The organism is Arthrobacter citreus, assembly GCF_038405225.1.
Taxonomy (GTDB): Bacteria; Actinomycetota; Actinomycetes; order Actinomycetales; family Micrococcaceae; genus Arthrobacter_B; species Arthrobacter_B citreus_A.
Genome location: NZ_CP151657.1, coordinates 1,091,738 through 1,110,545, shown reverse-complemented (window position 1 = coordinate 1,110,545; position 18,808 = coordinate 1,091,738). Strand labels below are relative to the sequence as shown.

The 18,808-nt window shown below is 65.8% G+C and carries 17 protein-coding genes; 3 read left to right on the top strand and 14 right to left on the bottom strand.

Translation table 11 applies throughout. The annotated features are described in order from the left end of the window. Nucleotides 1-180 precede the first annotated feature (180 nt). Together AAE021_RS05150 and AAE021_RS05145 are read right to left on the bottom strand one after the other, a co-directional pair. A complete protein-coding gene (locus tag AAE021_RS05150) occupies nucleotides 181-582 on the bottom strand; it encodes an iron-sulfur cluster assembly accessory protein (RefSeq protein WP_342024549.1) in 402 nt (133 codons plus the stop codon). 204 nt (nucleotides 583-786) lie between these two features. Continuing rightward, a complete protein-coding gene (locus AAE021_RS05145; protein WP_342024548.1) occupies nucleotides 787-2,193 on the bottom strand; it encodes a dipeptidase in 1,407 nt (468 codons plus the stop codon). A 61-nt stretch (nucleotides 2,194-2,254) separates the two neighbouring features. On the opposite strand from AAE021_RS05145, the gene AAE021_RS05140 reads away from it, so the two are divergent. Next, entirely contained in the window at nucleotides 2,255-2,854 is a 600-nt protein-coding gene (locus AAE021_RS05140) for a DUF3043 domain-containing protein (protein ID WP_342024547.1), read from the top strand. Between the two features lie 126 nt (nucleotides 2,855-2,980). Here AAE021_RS05140 and AAE021_RS05135 read toward each other — a convergent pair whose 3' ends face one another. After that, a complete protein-coding gene (locus tag AAE021_RS05135; protein WP_342024545.1) occupies nucleotides 2,981-4,051 on the bottom strand; it encodes a quinone-dependent dihydroorotate dehydrogenase in 1,071 nt (356 codons plus the stop codon). Between the two features lie 96 nt (nucleotides 4,052-4,147). Here AAE021_RS05135 and AAE021_RS05130 point away from each other — a divergent pair, with 96 nt between their 5' ends. Then, on the top strand, nucleotides 4,148-5,239 hold the full coding sequence (locus AAE021_RS05130; RefSeq protein ID WP_342024543.1) for an alpha/beta hydrolase: 1,092 nt from the start codon (nucleotides 4,148-4,150) through the stop codon (nucleotides 5,237-5,239). 80 nt (nucleotides 5,240-5,319) lie between these two features. Here the strand turns inward: AAE021_RS05130 and AAE021_RS05125 are convergent, their stop codons facing one another. The 8 genes from AAE021_RS05125 to AAE021_RS05090 all read right to left on the bottom strand — a co-directional run bounded on the left by AAE021_RS05125 (nucleotide 5,320) and on the right by AAE021_RS05090 (nucleotide 14,317). Then, nucleotides 5,320-6,138, bottom strand: coding sequence for an isoprenyl transferase (locus AAE021_RS05125; protein ID WP_342024542.1), 819 nt, complete (start codon nucleotides 6,136-6,138; stop codon nucleotides 5,320-5,322). Between the two features lie 2 nt (nucleotides 6,139-6,140). Continuing rightward, on the bottom strand, nucleotides 6,141-6,893 hold the full coding sequence (recO, locus tag AAE021_RS05120) for a DNA repair protein RecO (RefSeq protein WP_342024541.1): 753 nt from the start codon (nucleotides 6,891-6,893) through the stop codon (nucleotides 6,141-6,143). An 87-nt stretch (nucleotides 6,894-6,980) separates the two neighbouring features. After that, complete coding sequence (leuA, locus tag AAE021_RS05115) at nucleotides 6,981-8,723, bottom strand: 2-isopropylmalate synthase (protein ID WP_342024540.1); 1,743 nt, start codon at nucleotides 8,721-8,723, stop codon at nucleotides 6,981-6,983. A 163-nt stretch (nucleotides 8,724-8,886) separates the two neighbouring features. Then, complete coding sequence (locus tag AAE021_RS05110) at nucleotides 8,887-10,419, bottom strand: LCP family protein (protein ID WP_342024539.1); 1,533 nt, start codon at nucleotides 10,417-10,419, stop codon at nucleotides 8,887-8,889. A 125-nt stretch (nucleotides 10,420-10,544) separates the two neighbouring features. Next, on the bottom strand, nucleotides 10,545-11,474 hold the full coding sequence (era, locus tag AAE021_RS05105) for a GTPase Era (RefSeq protein WP_342024538.1): 930 nt from the start codon (nucleotides 11,472-11,474) through the stop codon (nucleotides 10,545-10,547). After that, the gene (locus AAE021_RS05100; RefSeq protein WP_342024537.1) at nucleotides 11,467-12,804 is read right to left on the bottom strand and encodes a hemolysin family protein; all 1,338 of its coding nucleotides are present in this window, start codon (nucleotides 12,802-12,804) and stop codon (nucleotides 11,467-11,469) included. The genes era and AAE021_RS05100 overlap by 8 nt, the downstream gene beginning before the upstream one ends. Then, nucleotides 12,801-13,274, bottom strand: coding sequence for an rRNA maturation RNase YbeY (gene ybeY / locus AAE021_RS05095; protein WP_342024536.1), 474 nt, complete (start codon nucleotides 13,272-13,274; stop codon nucleotides 12,801-12,803). The genes AAE021_RS05100 and ybeY overlap by 4 nt, the downstream gene beginning before the upstream one ends. Continuing rightward, nucleotides 13,271-14,317, bottom strand: a complete 1,047-nt coding sequence (locus AAE021_RS05090) for a PhoH family protein (RefSeq protein WP_342024535.1) — start codon at nucleotides 14,315-14,317, stop codon at nucleotides 13,271-13,273. The genes ybeY and AAE021_RS05090 overlap by 4 nt, the downstream gene beginning before the upstream one ends. A 259-nt stretch (nucleotides 14,318-14,576) precedes the next feature. Here AAE021_RS05090 and AAE021_RS05085 point away from each other — a divergent pair, with 259 nt between their 5' ends. Further along, complete coding sequence (locus AAE021_RS05085) at nucleotides 14,577-15,521, top strand: GerMN domain-containing protein (protein WP_342024534.1); 945 nt, start codon at nucleotides 14,577-14,579, stop codon at nucleotides 15,519-15,521. 58 nt (nucleotides 15,522-15,579) lie between these two features. Here the strand turns inward: AAE021_RS05085 and AAE021_RS05080 are convergent, their stop codons facing one another. The 3 genes from AAE021_RS05080 to hrcA form a co-directional block, all read right to left on the bottom strand. Then, nucleotides 15,580-16,344 (bottom strand): 16S rRNA (uracil(1498)-N(3))-methyltransferase, encoded by a 765-nt coding sequence (locus AAE021_RS05080; protein ID WP_342024533.1) that lies wholly within the window; start codon nucleotides 16,342-16,344, stop codon nucleotides 15,580-15,582. Between the two features lie 3 nt (nucleotides 16,345-16,347). Next, on the bottom strand, nucleotides 16,348-17,490 hold the full coding sequence (gene dnaJ, locus AAE021_RS05075; protein WP_342024532.1) for a molecular chaperone DnaJ: 1,143 nt from the start codon (nucleotides 17,488-17,490) through the stop codon (nucleotides 16,348-16,350). A gap of 135 nt (nucleotides 17,491-17,625) precedes the next feature. Continuing rightward, the gene (hrcA, locus tag AAE021_RS05070; RefSeq protein ID WP_342024531.1) at nucleotides 17,626-18,639 is read right to left on the bottom strand and encodes a heat-inducible transcriptional repressor HrcA; all 1,014 of its coding nucleotides are present in this window, start codon (nucleotides 18,637-18,639) and stop codon (nucleotides 17,626-17,628) included. Nucleotides 18,640-18,808: the final 169 nt, after the last annotated feature.

Sequence of the window (18,808 nt, the reverse complement as noted above, 5' to 3'; positions counted from 1 at the left end):
CACAGCAGGCAGAAATATTCCCCCAACTGCGCACGATCAGTTTTACTACTACGTGTAGAGCTTACCCGCACGCGTGGCCATCCAGTGACAGACCGCACCGCGTTCCCGCAAAATACCGTGTGTTACGGCCCCTGCGGCCGCGGGCTCCCCGTTAGTGAAACGGGGTACCCGTGGCGAAGCTTAGTGGAACGAGTCGCCGCAGGCGCACGATCCGCCGGCGTTGGGGTTGTCGATGGTGAACCCCTGCTTGGAGATGGTGTCCTCGAAGTCGATCGAGGCACCGGACAGGTACGGCACGCTCATCTTGTCCACAATGACCTCGACGCCGTCGAAGTCCCGGACAGCGTCGCCGTCAAGGACGCGCTCGTCAAAGTACAGCTGGTAAATCAGGCCTGAGCAGCCGCCCGGCTGAACAGCCACGCGAAGCCGCAGATCGGTTCGGCCTTCCTGCTCCAACAGGCTGCGCACCTTTCCGGCGGCAACATCGGAGAGGGCAACTTCGTGGGTCGGCAGCTCCGTTTCCAGGGCTGCAGCTGCTGCCGTGTCCACTCCAGTGCCGGTTTCGCTGGTGGAAGTACTCATTGCTTCTCTCTTTCTTCACGTGGTCCGTGCGCGGGAGAGCAGTTGCGCTCCCCCGGAGTCCGGGCCAGTTCATTCTCCATGGTACGTCGGTGCATGCACCCAGAAGCAACGCGGCCGGGCCGGAAAAGATTTCCGGACCCGGCCGCGGTGCTGCCTCAAGCCTTCCTGCGCGGTGCCGCGTCAAGCTTTCAGACGCGGTGCCGCCTACAGGCCTTCCCGGGCCAGGGCGGCCAGCAGCAGCGCCTCGGCCAGCACGGCGTTGCGGAAGTCGCCGAGGTCCAGGGACTCATTGGCGCTGTGCGCCCGGGAGTCAGGGTCCTCGACACCGGTGATCAGGATCTGCGCGGAGGGGAACAGCTCGGTGAGGTCCGCGATAAACGGAATGGATCCGCCCATCCCGGATTCCACCGGCTCCACGCCGCCCCATGCTTCCTTCAGGGCCCACAGGGCAGTGCGGGCTGCGGCGGCTGTCGTGTCGGTGGCGAACGCTTGGCCCTGCTCCCCCGGCGTGAACGTCACCTTGGCGCCGAACGGCGCGTTGGCCTGGACATGGCGGTCAACGGCGGCCATGGCCTCAGCCGGGCTCTGCCCCGGGGCGAGCCGCAGGCTGAACTTCGCGCGCGCCTTGGGCTGGATGGTGTTCGAGGACATGGCAACGGTGGGGACATCAATACCGATGATGGACAGGGCCGGCTTGGTCCACAGCCGGGACGCGATCGAGCCGGTGCCGGCGAGCTGGACGCCGTCGAGCACTGAGGAGTCCTCGCGGAAGTCCGCCTCGACGTATTCCACCGCCGCCGTGTCGGAGGAAACGAGGCCCTCGATGGCCACGTCGCCGGCGTCGTCATGGAAGGTGGCAATCAGCCGTGCCAGCAGCGTGGGCGCATCCAGCACCGGTCCGCCGAACATTCCGGAGTGCACCGCGTGGTCCAGGACCTGCACCTCCACGGTGCCGTCCACCAGGCCGCGCAGGCTCGTGGTCAGGGCCGGCACTCCGACCTTCCAGTTGCCGGAGTCGGCCACAACAATGACATCCGCTTCAAGCAGGTCACGGTAGGTTTCCAGGAACGAACGGAAGGTGGGCGAACCGGCCTCCTCCTCGCCTTCGATGAACAGGGTGATGCCGACGCCGGAATCCTCCCCCAGCACCTCATCCAGTGCCCGCAGTGCGCCAACGTGCGCCATGATTCCGGCCTTGTCGTCAGCGGCCCCGCGGCCGTAAAGCCGGCCGTTCCGCTCGGTCGCGCTGAACGGCTCGGTCTCCCACAGGGACAGGTCCCCGGGCGGCTGCACGTCGTGGTGGGCGTAAAGCAGGACGGTGGGCTTGCCGTCCTGCGCGGGGCGGCGGGCGACGACGGCGGGACCGCCCGGCTTGCCGTTGTTGTCAACGCGCAGGATCTGCACGTCGGACAGCCCGGCGCCGCGGATGATCGCGGCAACCGCTTCGGCGCTCTCGTTCAGCCGCTCCGGATCAAACGAATCCCAGGCGATGCCCGGAATGGAAACGAGGGACTTCAGCTGTTCAACAATGCGGGGAAAATCGGCGGCGACGGCGGAGCGAAGGGCGTCGATTTCCACCGGCGACGAGGATGATTCTGGATTCAAAGTCATAACAAAACAGTACATGCGGGCTCACGGTCCGCCACCGCCGCCGCCAAGGTATCCTAGAGGGGTGTTCGGACGAAAGAATGAAGCGCCCACCGCGCAGGAAACTGTGGACCAGGCTGCTGCTGCAGCCCAGACCAGCTCAGCCCGCACTGCCGCGGGGAAGGGAGCACCCACGCCCAAGCGCAGGGACCAGGTGGCGGCGCGCCAGCGGCCGCTGGTTCCCACTGACCGCAAAGCGGCGAAAAACGCCAACCGGGAAGCCCTGCGCGAAGAACGGCTGAAGACCCGTGCCGCGCTGGACACCGGCGACGAGCGTTACCTCCCCCTGCGTGACAAGGGCCCGCAGCGCCGGTTCATCCGCGATGTTGTGGACTCCCGCTGGAACCTCGGCGAGTTTGTCATGATTGCCGCCCTCGTTTTTGTCGTGGTCAGCTTTATCCAGAACCTCACCGTGCAGAGCATTGTCATGCTCGCCTTCTGGGTCCTGATCCTGGCGGTCATCCTCGATTCCTTCATCCTGCGCGCACTCCTGCGCCGCCGCCTGACGGAAAAGTTCGGCGGCCCCAACTCCGGCGATGTCTGGTACGGCGTGTCCCGTGCACTCCAGCTGCGCCGCTTCCGCCTTCCCAAGGCCATGGTCAAGCGCGGCGAAAAGCCCGAATAACCCGCACTGGTCACCTCGCAGTACCTGTAGAACAGAAGGGCCGCTCCCCGGAGCGGCCCTTCTGTTCTGTGTCTGGCTCTTCAGTTAGCGCCGTTGACTCTGCGGCCGGGCCTGCGAAGCCAGCGACTACTTCAGCAGCCGGGCGAGCCTGCGGTTGATGCGCGCGGCCCAGAACGGACCCTGATAGAGGAAGGCGGTGTAGCCCTGCACCAGGGTTGCTCCGGCGGCAAGACGCTCCTGCACATCGCGCGCCGACTCCACGCCTCCCACCGAAATGATCACCGGACCGTGCTCTCCGAGTCCGGCCCGCAGGCGCTTCAGCACCTCTAGTGAGCGCCGCCGCAGCGGGGCACCGCTGAGGCCGCCCACACCGCAGGCCATCACCTTCCGGGGATCGGTCACCAAACCTTTGCGGCTAATGGTGGTGTTGGTGGCAATCACGCCGTCAAGGCCGAGGTCCAGGGCCAGGCGGGCGACGTCGTCGACGTCGTCATCGCTGAGGTCGGGCGCAATCTTCACCAGCAGCGGCACATGCCGTTCGGCAGCTTCGTCGGCGGCGGCTGCCACGGCTGACAGCAGCGGACGCAGGGACTCGATATTCTGCAGCAGGCGCAGTCCCGGAGTGTTGGGCGAGGACACGTTGACCACCAGGTAATCGGCGTGCGGAGCCAGCTCACGGGTGCTGATCAGGTAATCGTCAACGGCGTCCGCCAGGTCCACCGCTTTGGTCTTGCCGATGTTGATGCCAATAACGGGGCGGTTCCGGCCATAAGCCCGCTCCAGCCGGGCGCGGGCGCCGGCCACGCGCGGAGCCACGGCGGCAGCGCCGTCGTTGTTGAAGCCCATCCGGTTGATAACGGCACGGTCCTCCACGAGCCGGAAGAGCCGCGGTTTGGGATTGCCCGGCTGCGCACGGCCCGTCACGGTTCCCACCTCAACGTGGCCAAAGCCCATGTTGGTCAGGGCAACGATGCCGGATCCTTCCTTGTCGAATCCGGCGGCCAGACCGAAGGGAGACGGAAAATCCAGGCCCAGGGCCCTCACCCGCAGGTCCCGGGACGGCCGCATCAGCCGGCGCAGCAGCGGACCGGCGGGCGTCGCCGCGGAGAGTTTGATCAGGTCAAAACCAATTCGATGTGCCTTTTCCGGGTCCATGCCGGCAAAGACGGCACGGAAGAAGGCAGGGTAGACGCGCATGGTTTTATGCTTGCACTGCCGTGGCGCTGCACCAAATCCGAATCCGCCGTATTCCCCGGGGCCGGGGCTCCTGCCCGGCTGCCCTATTCTCGATTGATGGGCAGTTACTCTCAACAGACCGGTCAGCCAGGCACCGGGCCGGGCGTTCAGCAGTGGAAACCAGACATCCTGGGCGACGGTTACCAGTGCCTGAGGCTTGAGCTGGGGGAAGACGACGAGGGCCCCGTGGTGGCCACGCTGGTGTCCTACACTCCCGAGCCTCCGCCTCCGCCCACCTTCTCCGGCAAGGTCCGGCGGATGCTGCACGGGCTGCGGGCCCCGGTGGCGCCGGAACCGGTTCATGTGGTCCTGTACATTCACGGCTGGAGCGACTACTTCTTCCAGACCGAACTGGCACACTTCTGGAGCGGACTCGGCGTCGCCTTCTATGCCCTGGACCTGCGCAAATACGGACGAAGCCTGCTGCCCGGCCAGTCCGAAGGCTTCACGCTGGACCTGCAGGAGTACGACGCCGACATTGAGGCCGCCCTGGCAGCCATGACAGCGCATGTGCGGGACCAGCGCGGCGCCGATACTCCGGTGCGGATTTCCCTGATGGCCCACTCAACCGGTGGCCTCGTCGCCTCGCTGTGGGCACACCGGAATCCCGGCCGCATCGAAGCCCTGATCCTGAACAGCCCGTGGCTGGAGCTGCGCGGCTCCTGGCTTGTGCGCAATGCCACCGCATCCCTGCTGGAGCCGCTGGCCCGGGTGCGGCCCAAGGCAAGGCTGAAAGTGCCCGAGCTCACCAACTACTGGCGCAGCATCAGCCGCGACGGCGACGGCGAGTGGGACCTTGATCCGCACCTGAGGCCGCCATCCAGCTGGCCGATCAGGGCCGGCTGGATCAGGGCGGTGCTCAACGGACATGCCCAGGTGGCACGGGGGCTGGACATCAAGGTTCCGATCCTGCTGCTGGCCTCAGCCACGTCCACGGTGGCCGTCACGTGGAATGAGTCGATGAAAACCTCGGACAGTGTCCTGGACGTGAACCTGATGGTGCAGCGCGGGCTGCTGCTGGGTCCACAGGTCACCGTGTGCCGCTTCGATCATGCCCTGCACGATGTCCTGCTGTCGGCAAAGCCCGTACGCCGGCTGGTCTACGGCAAGCTCGAACAGTGGGCACGGGCGTTCATGCCGGCGGACTAGACGCTGGCCGCGCAGGTGGCCGGCGCCCCCGGACGCTACGCCCGCGGTGCCGGGCGGCCGTTGGCCGGTGCCCCTGGAAGCTACGCCTGCGGTGCCTGGTCCACCGCTCCCCCATACCGGCGGTCCCGGCGGGCGTAGATTTCCACGGCTTCCCACAGCGTCCGCCGGTCCACATCGGGCCACAGGGTGTTCATGAACACCATCTCCGCGTATGCGGACTGCCACAGCATGAAGTTGGACAGGCGCTGCTCACCGGAGGTCCGCAGGAACAGGTCCACATCGGGCAGGTCCGGTTCGTCCAGATATTTCTGGATGGTTTTTTCAGTGATGGATCCCGGGCGCAGCTTACCCCGCGCAACGTCGGCCGCGATGGCTGACACCGCGTCCGCGATTTCGGCCCGGCCGCCGTAATTCACGCACATGTTCAGCGTGCACACGGTGTTGTCCCGGGTAACCTCTTCGGCAACCTCCAGTTCCTTCACCACTGACTGCCAGAGCCGCGGCCGGCGGCCGGACCAGCGGATGCGCACGCCCCATTCGTTGAGCTGATCGCGCTGCCGGCGCAGCACGTCACGGCTGAAGCCCATCAGGAAGCGGACCTCTTCGGGGGACCGCTTCCAGTTCTCGGTGGAAAAGGCATACACGGAGACATGCCGGATCCCCATTTCGACGGCGCCGGCCATGACGTCCAGCAGGGCTGCTTCACCGGCCCGGTGGCCCTCGGTGCGGGGCAGTCCGCGCTGGTTGGCCCAGCGTCCGTTGCCGTCCATGACGATGGCCACGTGCTGCGGCACCAGCTCGGCGGGAACCGGCGGCGGCACCGCTCCGGAGGGATGCGGCGCCGGGCGGGACGGGCCGGCGGATGGAGATTTTGCGCCGGAAGGGGACTTTGAACGCAAGCTTAGACACGCTCCACATGTTGAAGTGATTTGACGACCCGTTCCAGGTGCCATTGAAGGTAGCTACCCACCAGGCCGGCGGATTCCCGCCTCGGCTGCTGCCCGGCGTCGTCGGCGGTTTTCCAGTCCCCGGACAGCAGTGCTGCCAGCAGGACCATGGTCTCCGGGGAGGGAGAGGCGGCGCCGGGCGGGCGGCATGCGGGGCAGACCGCACCACCCAGGGCGGCGGAAAACGCCGAGTGCGGCCCGGGGGCGCCGCAGCGCGCGCAGATGGTGAAACTGGGGGCCCAGCCGGCCGTAGCCAGCGCCCGCAGCAGGTAAGAGTCCAGGATGAGTTCCGGAGCGTGCGCGCCGCGGTTCAGGGCAGCCAGCGCGCCGATCACCAGGTGGTAATGCGCGTTGGCTGATTCGCCGTCGACGTCGGTGAGCCGCTCAGCGGTTTCGGCAATGGCCGCTGCGGCGGTGTAGCGCGCGTAGTCCGAAACGATCCCGTGCCCGTAGGCGCCCAGGGTTGTCGCCTGGGTCACGATGTCCAGGTTGCGGCCCGAGGAAAGCTGGAGGTCCGCCACCATGAACGGCTCAAGCCGGGCGCCGAACTTGCTCGATGTGCGGCGCACCCCCTTGGCCACGGCACGCACCTGGCCGTGGCTACGGGTCAGCAGCACCAGGATGCGGTCCGCTTCACCCAATTTGTGGGTGCGCAGGATGACGCCCTCGTCCCGGTACGTCCGGGAAGCAAATGATTTTCCTGCCACTCTGCTATTTTCCCACGTCCGGCCGGCAGTAAGGCGCACCCGGGAACCGTGGGCTCCCGGGCGCGCCGAACGCGGCGGTTTTGCGGATCAGGACTGGTCGCGGATCGCCCGGTTGACGGCGGAAATCACGGCCTTGAGCGCTGACATGGTGGTGTTGGGGTCAATACCGACTCCCCAGAGCACCCGCTCCCCCACCGCCAGTTCCACATAGGCTGCCGCTGCGGCGTTTCCGCTGGCGGAGAGGGCGTGCTCGGTGTAATCCAGGAGCCGGACGTCGATTCCGTCCTCGCTGAGGATTTCCAGCAGGGCGGCAATGGGGCCGGTGCCGGAGGCCGTGCGCTTCTGCGCCACTCCCCCGTTGAGCAGCGACGCCGTCAGCTTGAACGTCCCGTCCTCCGCCGTGTCGGCGTTGACCGAGGACAGCGCGTAATGTCCCCACGGTTCTCCGCCGGACTCCGGGGTGTTGGGCAGGTATTCATCCTGGAACACCTTCCACAGCTCGGCGCCGGTGACTTCACCGCCGGCGGTGTCGGTGCGGCGCTGGACGACGCCCGAGAATTCGATCTGCGCCCGGCGGGGCAGGTCCATGTTGTGCTCGTTCTTGAGCAGGTAGGCAACGCCGCCCTTGCCGGACTGGCTGTTGACCCGGATGACCGCCTCGTAGCTGCGGCCAATGTCCTTGGGGTCGATCGGCAGGTACGGAACGGCCCAGGGAATTTCGTCCACGGTGGTTCCGGCAGCCGCCGCGTCCTTCTCCATGGACTCGAAGCCCTTCTTGATGGCGTCCTGGTGGGACCCGGAGAATGCGGTGAACACCAGGTCCCCGCCGTAGGGGGAACGCTCGGGAACGGGCAGCTGGTTGCAGTACTCCACGGTGCGGCGGACGTGGTCGATGTCGGAGAAATCAATCTCGGGGTCAATGCCCTGGCTGAACATGTTCATGCCCAGCGTGACCAGGTCCACGTTGCCGGTCCGCTCCCCGTTGCCAAAGAGGCAGCCCTCAATGCGGTCCGCCCCGGCGAGGTACCCGAGCTCGGCGGCGGCCACTCCGGTGCCGCGGTCATTGTGCGGGTGCAGGGACAGGATGATGGAATCCCGGTTCGCGAGATTGCGGTGCATCCATTCGATGGAGTCGGCGTACACATTGGGAGTGGCCATTTCCACGGTGGCCGGCAGGTTCAGGATCATCTGGCGGTCCGGGGAGGCTTCGAGCACCTCGGCGACGGCGTTGGAGATGCGCAGGGCAAACTCGAGTTCGGTGCCGGTGTAGGACTCGGGCGAGTATTCGTACGTGACGTCGACGCCGCGCAGGTGCTCTTCATATTTTTTGCAGAGCCGGGCGCCCGAGAGGGCGATATCCACGATGCCGTCCTGGTCGGTGTTGAACACGACCCTGCGCTGCAGCACCGAGGTGGAGTTGTACAGGTGCACAATGGCGCGGTCAGCGCCTTCGAGTGATTCGTAGGTCCGCTCGATCAGGTGTTCGCGGGACTGGGTCAGCACCTGGATGGTGACGTCGTCCGGGATCCGGTCGCCTTCGATGAGCTGGCGGACGAAGTCGAAGTCCAGCTGGGATGCGGACGGAAAACCGACCTCGATCTCCTTGTAACCCATGTTCACCAGCAGGTCGAACATCTTGTGCTTGCGCTCGGGGCTCATGGGATCGATCAGGGCCTGGTTGCCGTCCCGCAGGTCCACCGCGCACCAGCGCGGAGCCTTGGTGATGAGCTTGTCGGGCCAGGTCCGGTCCGGGAGTTCAAAGCTGATCTGGTCCTGGAAGGGAACGTACTTGGAGACGGGCATTCCCGAGGGCTGCTGTGCATTTCGCATGTCTGCTGTGGCCTTTACTTTGAGTTCAGAAGAGCGGCCGGGCAACACAAACTCCGCAGCGAGGGGCGGCCTATATGGTTATGGCCCCGCCGCGGCAGCTAAGGAGGAGAAGCTCTGCGCGCACGTGACCACCCTAACAGCAGGCGGTGGGGCGCCCCAATTGTTAATTGCCGAAAGCTGTTTGGCACGTAACCTGGGCTGCGGTCTGGCCGGTCAGCCCGCCCACGTCACCGGCGTCGGGCATGGTGGTGCCGGTGCGGAAGTCCTGTCCAATCTGGACGCTGACGCCGTTCACCAGGTTGCTGGCCACCACCTGGACGGGGGGAATGCCCAGGGCGGCCGCAACCTGCTGCGCCATCTCCAGGTAGCCGGGGGCATGGAAGATCTGCGTCGCCGGACTGGGGGCGTCCGTCTGTCCGGCGGCAGCTGCGAGGGCGTAACCCCCAGCGAGCAGGTGCTCGGCGATGGCCTGGTCCCGGGTCTGCGTTCCTGCGTCGCCAGTGCTGCCGGTGGCGTCAAGAATGGTGACGGGAATGGACGCGGGGTCAAAGGCCGGGATTTCCTCGGCCGGGAGGGGTTCGGTGCCGCCATCCGGTGCCGTGGTCTCCGGTGCCGGTTCCGGGGCAGGCTCGGTGATGTCCCGGTCCTCCACCAACGCGGTGAAGAGCGGTTCGGCGGCGGTTTCGTCGAGCACCAGCCGGTTGTTGTCGTATTCGTAGGGCACCACGGGGGCGGTGACAAAGGCCACGCGGCTCAGGTCCACGTCCTTGAGCCGTCCGGCCAGGGCGATCAGCGACGTCGGGCTGGTCAGGTCCTCGTCCACGGTGAGGTTCCGTGTGACTGTCTCGGCGATGGAGTACAGCTTGGGCAGGTTGTTGAGGGTGCCCTCGTCCTGGACCTTGCGGACCATGGAGGCCATGAAGCTTTGCTGAGCGCGGATGCGGCCTTCGTCGCCGCCGTTGCCGAAACCGTGGCGGGTCCGCAGGAAAGCCAGGGCCTGGTCGCCCTGGACGCTGCTGACTCCGGCCGGAAGGCTGAGTCCGGACAGCTCATCCTCGACCGGCTGGTTGACGCACACGTCAACGCCGCCCAGGGTGTTGGAGAGTTCCTTCACGGCATCGAAGTCGGCCATCATGAAGTGGTCGATGTTCAGTCCGGTCAGCTGGTTGATGGCGGCCACGGTGCAGCCCGGCCCGCCGTTGCCCAGGGCGCCGTTGAGCTGGCCCAGGTCCATGCCGGGATAGGTGTTGCCGGTTTCCGGATCCGTGCACGCCGGCAGCGGCACCAGAAGGTCGCGGGGGAAACTGACCACCGTGACGTGGGAGCGGTCCGCCGACATGTTCGCCAGCATCATGACGTCCGAGTTGTTGCTTTCCTGGCCCTCGCGGTTGTCGGTGCCAAGGATCAGGATCTGCAGCGGATCCGTATTGGTGTCCACGGGAGGAGCGGAATCCTGGCCCGAGCCGAGGTTCAGCGGTTTGGTGTCCAGGTTGTTCTGCAGCCGGATGACCTGCACGCCCACAAAGACCAGGCCGCTGACGAGCGTCAGGGACAAAAGTACGGCCATCAGCCGCAGGACCGGATGCGCGGCGCCGCCGCTGCCCAGGTGCCGGCCGCCGGGATGCTGCGCCCGGGAGGCTCCGGAAGCTGAGTTTCCGGAGGGACCGGCACCCGTTACGGCACGGCGAGATGACATGAGCCGGTCCCCTTCAATGATTCGTCTTCAGATTCGTGTTCAACACTGGTGATGTGCACGTGGATGATCAAAGTGTACGCGGCGACCCTGAAAAGAAAATTCAGGGTACCCGCAATTGGGCGGTTTTAGAAGCCCAGTTTCACCAGCTGCTTGGGATCGCGCTGCCAGTCCTTGGCGATTTTGACGTGCAGGTCAAGGTAGATGCGGGTGCCCAGCAGCGCTTCGATCGCCAGCCGCGCATTGGTGCCGACCTCGCGGAGCCGGGCACCGCCCTTGCCGATAATAATGGCCTTCTGGGAAGACCGTTCCACGTACAGGTTCACGCGGATATCCAACAACTGGTTGTCTTCGGAGCGGCCCTCGCGGGGAACAATCTCGTCAACCACCACGGCCAGCGAGTGAGGAAGCTCATCGCGGACGCCTTCCAGTGCGGCTTCGCGGATGAGTTCCGCCACCATGACCGCTTCCGGTTCATCGGTCAGCTCGCCGTCCGGGTACAGAGGCGGGGATGCGGGCATGTATCCGGAGAGGACCTCCGCGACGGTGTCCACCTGGAATCCGTCCGCTGCCGAAACCGGCACGATGTCGGCCCACCCGGCTTCGCCCAGGACCTCGTTGCCCAGGGCGGTGACGGCCATCAGCTGCTTGGCCAGGGCCGCCCGGTCCACCAGGTCGGTCTTGGTGACCAGGGCCACCACCGGCTTCTTCTTCAGCGCAGCGAGCTGCTTGGCGATGTACCGGTCGCCCGGCCCCACGGCTTCGTTGGCCGGAAGGCAGAAACCAATGGCGTCCACCTCAGCGAGTGTGTCGGCCACCAGGTCATTCAGGCGCTTGCCGAGCAGCGTCCGCGGCCGGTGCAGGCCCGGAGTGTCCACGAGGATCAGCTGGGAGTCCTCGCGGTGCACAATCCCGCGGATGGTGTGCCGCGTGGTCTGGGGCTTTGAGGAGGTGATGGCCACCTTCTGGCCAACGAGGGCGTTGGTCAGGGTGGATTTGCCGGCGTTGGGCCGGCCCACCAGTGAAACAAAGCCGGCGCGGAACTGTGAGTCAGTCATTACGGGGTACCAATTCTGTTGAGTGGACGCGGGAGGATTCCCTGCCGTCGTCGTTGTTTTCGTCTGTTTCATCCGCGCGGTCCTGCTTCCAGGCAATGATGTGGGACACGCGGTTGCGGCGGCCCTCGAGGCGCTCGGCGTGGAGCACGACGCCGTCCACCACCACTTCGCTGCCAACAATCGGCACGCGGCCCAGGGCCTTGGCCAGCAGTCCGCCCACCGTGTCCACCTCGTCGTCTTCGAGGTCGACGTCGAAGAGCTCGCCAAGGTCGTCGATGCCGGCGCGGGAACTGATGCGGTAGCGTCCTCCGCCGAGGTTTTCGATCTCGGGGCGCTCGGAATCGTATTCGTCCACGATCTCGCCGACGATCTCTTCGATCAGGTCCTCCAGTGTGACCAGTCCGGCGGTGCCGCCATACTCATCGATCACGATTGCCACGTGGGTGGATTCGCGCTGCAGTTCCTGCAGCAGCTCACTGACTGCTTTGGACTCGGGAACGTAGCGGACGCCGCGTGCGAATTCCTCCACCCGGCGGACCGTGGCCTCGCCGGGGTTGGAATGCATCTGCGCCGCCACGTCCTTGAGGTACAGGATGCCCACGATCTGGTCGGCGCTGTCCTCGATCACCGGAACCCGCGAGTATCCCGAGCGCAGGAACAGGGACATGGCCTGGCGCAGGTTGGATCCGGAGTCAATGCAGACCATGTCCGTCCGGGGCACCATCACGGAACGGACCTTCGTGTCGCCGAGCTCGAACACGGAGTGGATGAGCTCGGCTTCGGTGTTTTCGATCATGTCCGCCTCGGACGCGCGGTCCAGCAGTTCACGGAATTCCTCTTCCGTGAAGAACGCGGCGTCGGGGCCCTGGGTGCCCGGGGCAACGGCGGTGCCCAGCCGAACGAGCCAGCCGGGAACCGGACCAAGCACCACACGGAGGAAGCGCACCATGCCGGCGGTCAGGACGACGACGCCGGTCACGTGCTTGCGGCCGATCTGCCGCGGTGAGACCCCCACCAGGACAAAACCGATGCCGGCCATCACCACGGTGGCCAGCAGCCCGGCCAGCCAAATGTTGTCCAGGAGCATCTGGAAGAGGGTGGCCACGGAAACCGCAGTGGCCATCTCGAACCAGACACGCCAAAAGCGCAGGGCGTGCATATGGGCGACCGGGTGCTGCAGGATTTTGCGCAGCGGTTTGCCGGCCTTTCCGTGCAGCAGCGCCTCGGCCTCATGCCGCGGCAGGTAGCCGTACGCCGATTCGGCGGCCGTCAGCAGCCCGGCCAGGACCATGAACGCCACGGCCATGAAAATCAGCAGGGCAACGCTCAACTGCGCGTCTCCTTCGGGGCGTCCCGGCCCAGGTACGAGGAAAGAAGCTGGCGCTGAAGTCCGAACATTTCCTGCTCTTCTTCGGGTTCCGCGTGGTCATAACCCAGCAGGTGCAGCACGCCGTGCGTTGTCAGCAGCAGCAGTTCCTCCTGCATGCTGTGCCCCGCGGTGTCGGCCTGTTCGGCGGCCACCTGCGGGCACAGCACAATATCGCCGAGGACTCCCGCCGGTGTGACGCGCCCGGGAACACCCGGGCGCAGTTCGTCCATGGGGAAGGACAGCACATCGGTGGCGCCGGGGATGTCCATCCACTCAATGTGCAGCTTTTCCATGGCTTCCTCGTCCACCAGGATGATGGAGAGTTCAGCTTCCGGATGCACGTACAGGTTGTCCAGCAGGTACCGGCCCAGCCGGGAGAGTTCCTCTTCGTCCACGGCTACCGCGGACTCGTTGTTGACCTCGATGCTCACTTGCCGGTCCCCCGCCCGGCGGAGCGGCCGTTGCCGGCGGCGGCAGCGGCGCTTCGCTTCGACTCGTCCCATTCGCTGTACGCGGTCACGATACTGCTGACCAGCGAGTGCCGGACCACGTCAGTGGCATGCAGCTCAGAGAAGGAGACGTCATCGATGTCGCCGAGGATGTCGTGGACAATGCGCAGGCCGGAGGCCGTCCCACCCGGCAGGTCCACCTGGGTGACGTCACCGGTCACCACCATCTTGGACCCGAACCCCAGCCGGGTCAGGAACATCTTCATCTGCTCGGGCGTGGTGTTCTGCGCTTCGTCCAAGATGATGAAGGCGTCGTTGAGGGTGCGTCCGCGCATGTATGCCAGCGGAGCAACTTCGATGGTTCCGGCCGCCATGAGGCGCGGAATGGAATCCGGGTCCATCATGTCGTGCAGTGCGTCGTACAGCGGACGGAGATAGGGATCAATCTTGTCGCTGAGGGTCCCGGGCAGGAAGCCGAGGCGTTCGCCGGCCTCCACCGCGGGACGGGTCAGGATGATCCGGCTGACTTCTTTCTGCTGAAGGGCCTGGACCGCCTTTGCCATGGCGAGGTAGGTCTTGCCGGTTCCGGCCGGGCCAATACCGAACACGATGGTGTTCTTGTCGATCGCGTCGACGTAGTTCTTCTGGTTCAGCGTTTTGGGCCGGATGGTGCGCCCGCGGCTGGAGAGGATGTTCTGCGTCAGGACCTCCGCCGGGCGCGGCGCGCTCTGGTCCCGGAGCATCGTGATCAGCTGTTCCAGCAGCTGCGGGGTGACCTTGGTCTGGCTGCGCGCCAGGATCCGAACCTCTGTCACCAGCCGGTGGGTGAGTTCCACCACGGGTGCCGGACCGGAGATCGAAAGCTCGTTGCCCCGCACGTGCAGGCTGGCTTCCGGATAGGCGGCCTCAATGATCTTGAGTGCCTCGTCATTGGCACCCAGTGACTGGACCATGTGTTCAGTGGAATCAAAGACTATGGTCTGCTGATCCAGCCCGATGGTGCCAATTCCTGAGGATTCAGTCATATATTCGGCCTTCCCAGGCCTTTCATCGCCCCTTTGCAGAGTCTGTTGGTGGTGTGCTGTCTCCTGTGTTAACAAAGACACTCCAATATTACTTGATGCCTGTGCAGGCGTCTGCTTCCTTTTTCCCTGAGCCGAATGCCGGCGGCCTCCCCGCGGGTATCAATCGGGTCTCAGTCCGGTCGCAGGATGGTCAAGACCGGGGATCGGGCGTTTTCCGTATGCCAAGCTGGGAAGCGACGAATAGCGAAGGGAGGACGGCATGGGCACTGCGCACCGCCAGTTTTGGCTGCGGAACCGCCGGGCAGGCCTCGGTCTGCTGGCTGCCTCTTCGCTCCTCCTTAGCGGGTGTGGAGTGGTGGCGGCAACCCCCACCACAACCATGCCCATCTCCTTCGGAGACGCCGCGGGGGGCACTCTTTCCACCCCGCTGACCGCCACTCCCCCGTCGGAGGGAAAGCCGGCTCCGGGCCGGATTCCGGTGTACTGGCTGGGGCTCAACGGCTCCGATGTGCACCTGTACCGGGAATTCCAGCCGGCCGAGAAGGGCGGCGACCCCATCGGTGAAGCCGTGCTCGCGATGACCGAAGGCACACCGTCGGACCCGGACTATTTTAATCCGTGGAAGAAGGCGGGCACCGTCAGCGCGTCGATATCCGGCAAGAACGTCATCACTGTGGACATCTCAGAGGACGCGTTCGATACCTCCATGGATGCGGGAATGGCGCACCGTGCCGTCCAGCAGCTGGTGTACACCGCCACCGCCGCGGCATCGAACGCGGGACTGACCACGGTTGGCCACCCGGCATCGGTGGTGCTGCTGGTGGACGGCAAAGCCGGCTACAACGCCTTTGGCCACGAGGTCCTGGAAGGCCCGCTAAAACGGGACCCTGCGCTGATGGCGCCAATCTGGATTATCGATCCGCAGGAGGGTGCCGGTTCGCAGTCCGCGCTCACTGTGCAGGGAACGGCAGTACCCGAAGGCGGCCAGCTGTCCTGGCGCGTGGAGCCCATAGTTGACGGACGGCCCGCCGAGGAAGCCCTGGAAAGCGGCTACGCCGATCTCGAAGCGTCCACGGGCGGCCCGTCGCTCTTCAGCTTCACGGTGGAACTGCCCGCCGGTGAGTACAACGTGAGCGTCTTCCACGGGACCGGGCGCGCCAACGAGGACTCCAAGCGGGTAAGCATCAGCTCAGCCGCGCAGTAATCAGGTCAGCCGCGCAATAGTCAGGTCAGCCGCGCAGGAATAGCTGCCGCAGCAGCGGCTACCAGCGCCCCAGGACCAGGTTCAATCCGGCAAGCGCGGCCGGACCGGCGGTCGAGGAGCGCATAACGTGCGCTCCCAGCCGCACTGCCACCGCCCCGCCGGAGCGCAGCAGCTCCACTTCCCCGGCACTGATTCCACCCTCGGGGCCAACCACCACCGCAATGCTCAGGGGCCGGTCCCCGGCGCGTCCGCGCGCCTCGGCAACCGTTGGGGCCAGGGCGCCGTCGGCCTCCTCATGCAGCACCAGCACCAGGTCCACGCCTGCAAGCCGGGCCGCCAGCGCTTTTGATTCCACCATGTCTTCGACCGGCGGGATGGCTGACCGTCGGGACTGCTTGGCCGCGGCGGTGACAATGCCCTGCCACTTTGCCTGCCCCTTCGCTGCCTTGTCGGCGCGCCAGCGGACGATGCTGCGTTCGGACTGCCACGGTATGACCCGGTCCACGCCAAGTTCGGTGGCCGCTTCGATGGCCTGTTCATCGCGCCCGCCCTTGGCCAGGGCCTGGACCAGGATCAGTGTTTCGGTTGCTGCATCCTCTTCGGTCACGGTTTCCACGCTGACTTCCAGCCGTGCAGGCGAGGCGGCGGACACTGTTCCCGACAGCCGCCGTCCGGCGCCGTCCACGATATCCACCGGTTCTCCCGGGGCAAGCCGCTTCACGGCAACGGCATGGTGGGCCTCCGGGCCCTCGATGACAACCACGGATCCGGGCACGGCAGCGCGCACCGCGCCCGGATCACCGAAGAAAATGGGGTTGGTCATGCGTTACAGGTTGCCCAGCCGGTCCCGCAGCCGGGCAAAGACGCCGGTCCCGCTGCTGGCCAGGCGGCCCTCGGCGTATTCCTCGCCGCGCAGCTGCGCCAGCTTGCGGAGCAGTTCCTCCTGCTCCGCGTCCAGCTTCTGCGGGGTTTCAACATGCAGGTGGACCAGCAGGTCTCCACGGCCGTAGCCGCGCAGGTGGGTAACACCGAGGCCCTTGAGCGTGGTGATTTCACCGGACTGGGTGCCCGCCTTGACGGTGATTTCGCGGTCGCCGTCGAACGTTTCGAAGTTGATCGACGAGCCTAGGGCGGCAGCGGTCATGGGGACCGTCAACGTGGCGTGCAGGTCATCTCCCTCACGCACAAACGTTGGATCGGCGTTAACCCGGATCTCCACGTACAGGTCTCCCTGCGGTCCGCCGGCGGTGCCGGCTTCGCCCTGTCCGCCGAGCTGGATGCGCGTACCGGTGGCAACACCCGCCGGGATCTTGATGTTCAGTGAGCGGCGCGAACGGACGCGTCCCTCGCCGGCGCATTCGTGGCAGGGGTCGGGGATGACGGATCCGTAACCCTGGCAGGAACCACACGGGGCGCTGGTCATGACCTGGCCCAGGATGGAGCGCACCGCGCGCTGCACCTGCCCGGTGCCGTGGCAGATGTCGCAGGTCCGCGGTGACGTGCCGGGCTGGCAGCAGCTGCCGTCGCACGTCGGGCAGGTGACGGCGGTGTCGACCTCGATCTTCTTGTTGGTGCCGAAGACGGCGTCCTTGAGGTCGATCCGCACGTTGATCAGGGCGTCCTGGCCGCGGCGGGTGCGCGATGCCGGGCCACGGCCGCCGCCCGCTCCGGCTCCGCCGAAGAACGTGTCGAAAATATCCTGGAAGCCAAAGCCCTGGCCGCCGAAGCCGGCTCCGCCGCCAAAACCGTTGTCATTGCCGTTTTCATTGCCGGTGGTGTCGTAGATCCGGCGCTTCTGCGGGTCCGCCAGGACCTCGTAGGCGTGCGTAACGGCCTTGAACTCGTCCTGCGCTCCGGGAGCGGAGTTAACGTCCGGGTGCAGCTTGCGGGCAAGCTTCCGGTACGCCTTCTTGATTTCTTCGCCCGTGGCGTCGCGTCCGACACCCAGGACCTGGTAGTGATCGCTCACTCGTGCACATCGCTTCCTGTAAGTTGCAGTGTCCGCTTCTGCGGCGTCGTCTCCGCTTCGGAGACTCCCGCCGGAACCGGCCCGCCCTCAGGCGGGCCGGAACCGGCGACTGCTGCTGTATTCTCTAACGTTTTTCTAGTTGTTCAGTATCCGGGACAGATAGCGGGCCACCGCGCGGACTGTTGCCATGGTGTTGGGATAGTCCATCCGGGTTGGTCCCAGCACTCCCACCTTGGCCGAGGAGTCCGGACCATATCCGGTTGCCACCACTGATGCTTCCGCCAGGGAACCGTGGGGGTTCTCCCGGCCAATCCGGACCGAAACGCCCCGGGCGTCCTGCTCCATTTCAGACAACAAACGAAGCATGACCACTTGTTCCTCGAGCGCTTCGAGGATGGGGCCAATCGTCAGGGGAAAGTCTACGGTGGACCGCGCCAGGTTGGCGGTCCCCGCCATCACCATCCGGTCTTCCCGGTTGATTCCGGCCAGCTGCTCCAGGCTTCGGGCCAGGGCGCTGGCGTTGCGCCGCTTCTGGGCCGGAACCGTCGCCAGGCATTCAGCCAGCTGCCCGGTGATCCGGGTCAGCGGGGTTCCGCTCAGTGCGGCGAGGAAATGCTGGCGCAGGTCCAGCAGGTCCGGTTCCGCCACCTGGTCCGGCATCGTGATGACGCGCTGCTCCACCCTGCCGGTGGTTGAAATCAGCACCACCAGCACCTGTGCCGGTGCCAGCAGCACAAATTCGATGTGACGCACCCGAGCGTTGCCCAGATGCGGATACTGCACCACGGCCACCTGGTTGGTGAGCTGTGACAGCAGCCGGACGGTGCGCTCCATGACGTCGTCGAGGTCCTCAGCGCCCTCCAGCAGGGTTTGGATGGCCTTCCGCTCAGCCGCCGACAGCGGCTTCACATCGGAAATCCGGTCAACGAACAGGCGGTAGCCCTTGTCCGTGGGAATGCGTCCGGCCGAGGTATGGGGCGCGACAATCAGCCCTTCCTCTTCAAGGGCTGCCATGTCGTTGCGGATGGTTGCGCTTGATACCCCCAGCTGGTGCCGCTCAACCAGCGCCTTGGAACCCACGGGCTCACGCGAGTGGACGTAGTCCTCAACAATGGCCCGGAGCACCTCGAGTCTGCGTGGTTCACTCATGGTTTTCCCTCCCTCGCTGATGGCCGTCTGGTTCTTCGCCGCCGGTTCCCTGCCGCTCCCTGCCTTCCGGCGGTAACCGGTTAGCACTCACCATGCCTAAGTGCTAAGTCTAGTACGGATCGGGGTCGTTGCTAGCATTGAGTGGCCCGTGCCGCTCATGTGCCGGACG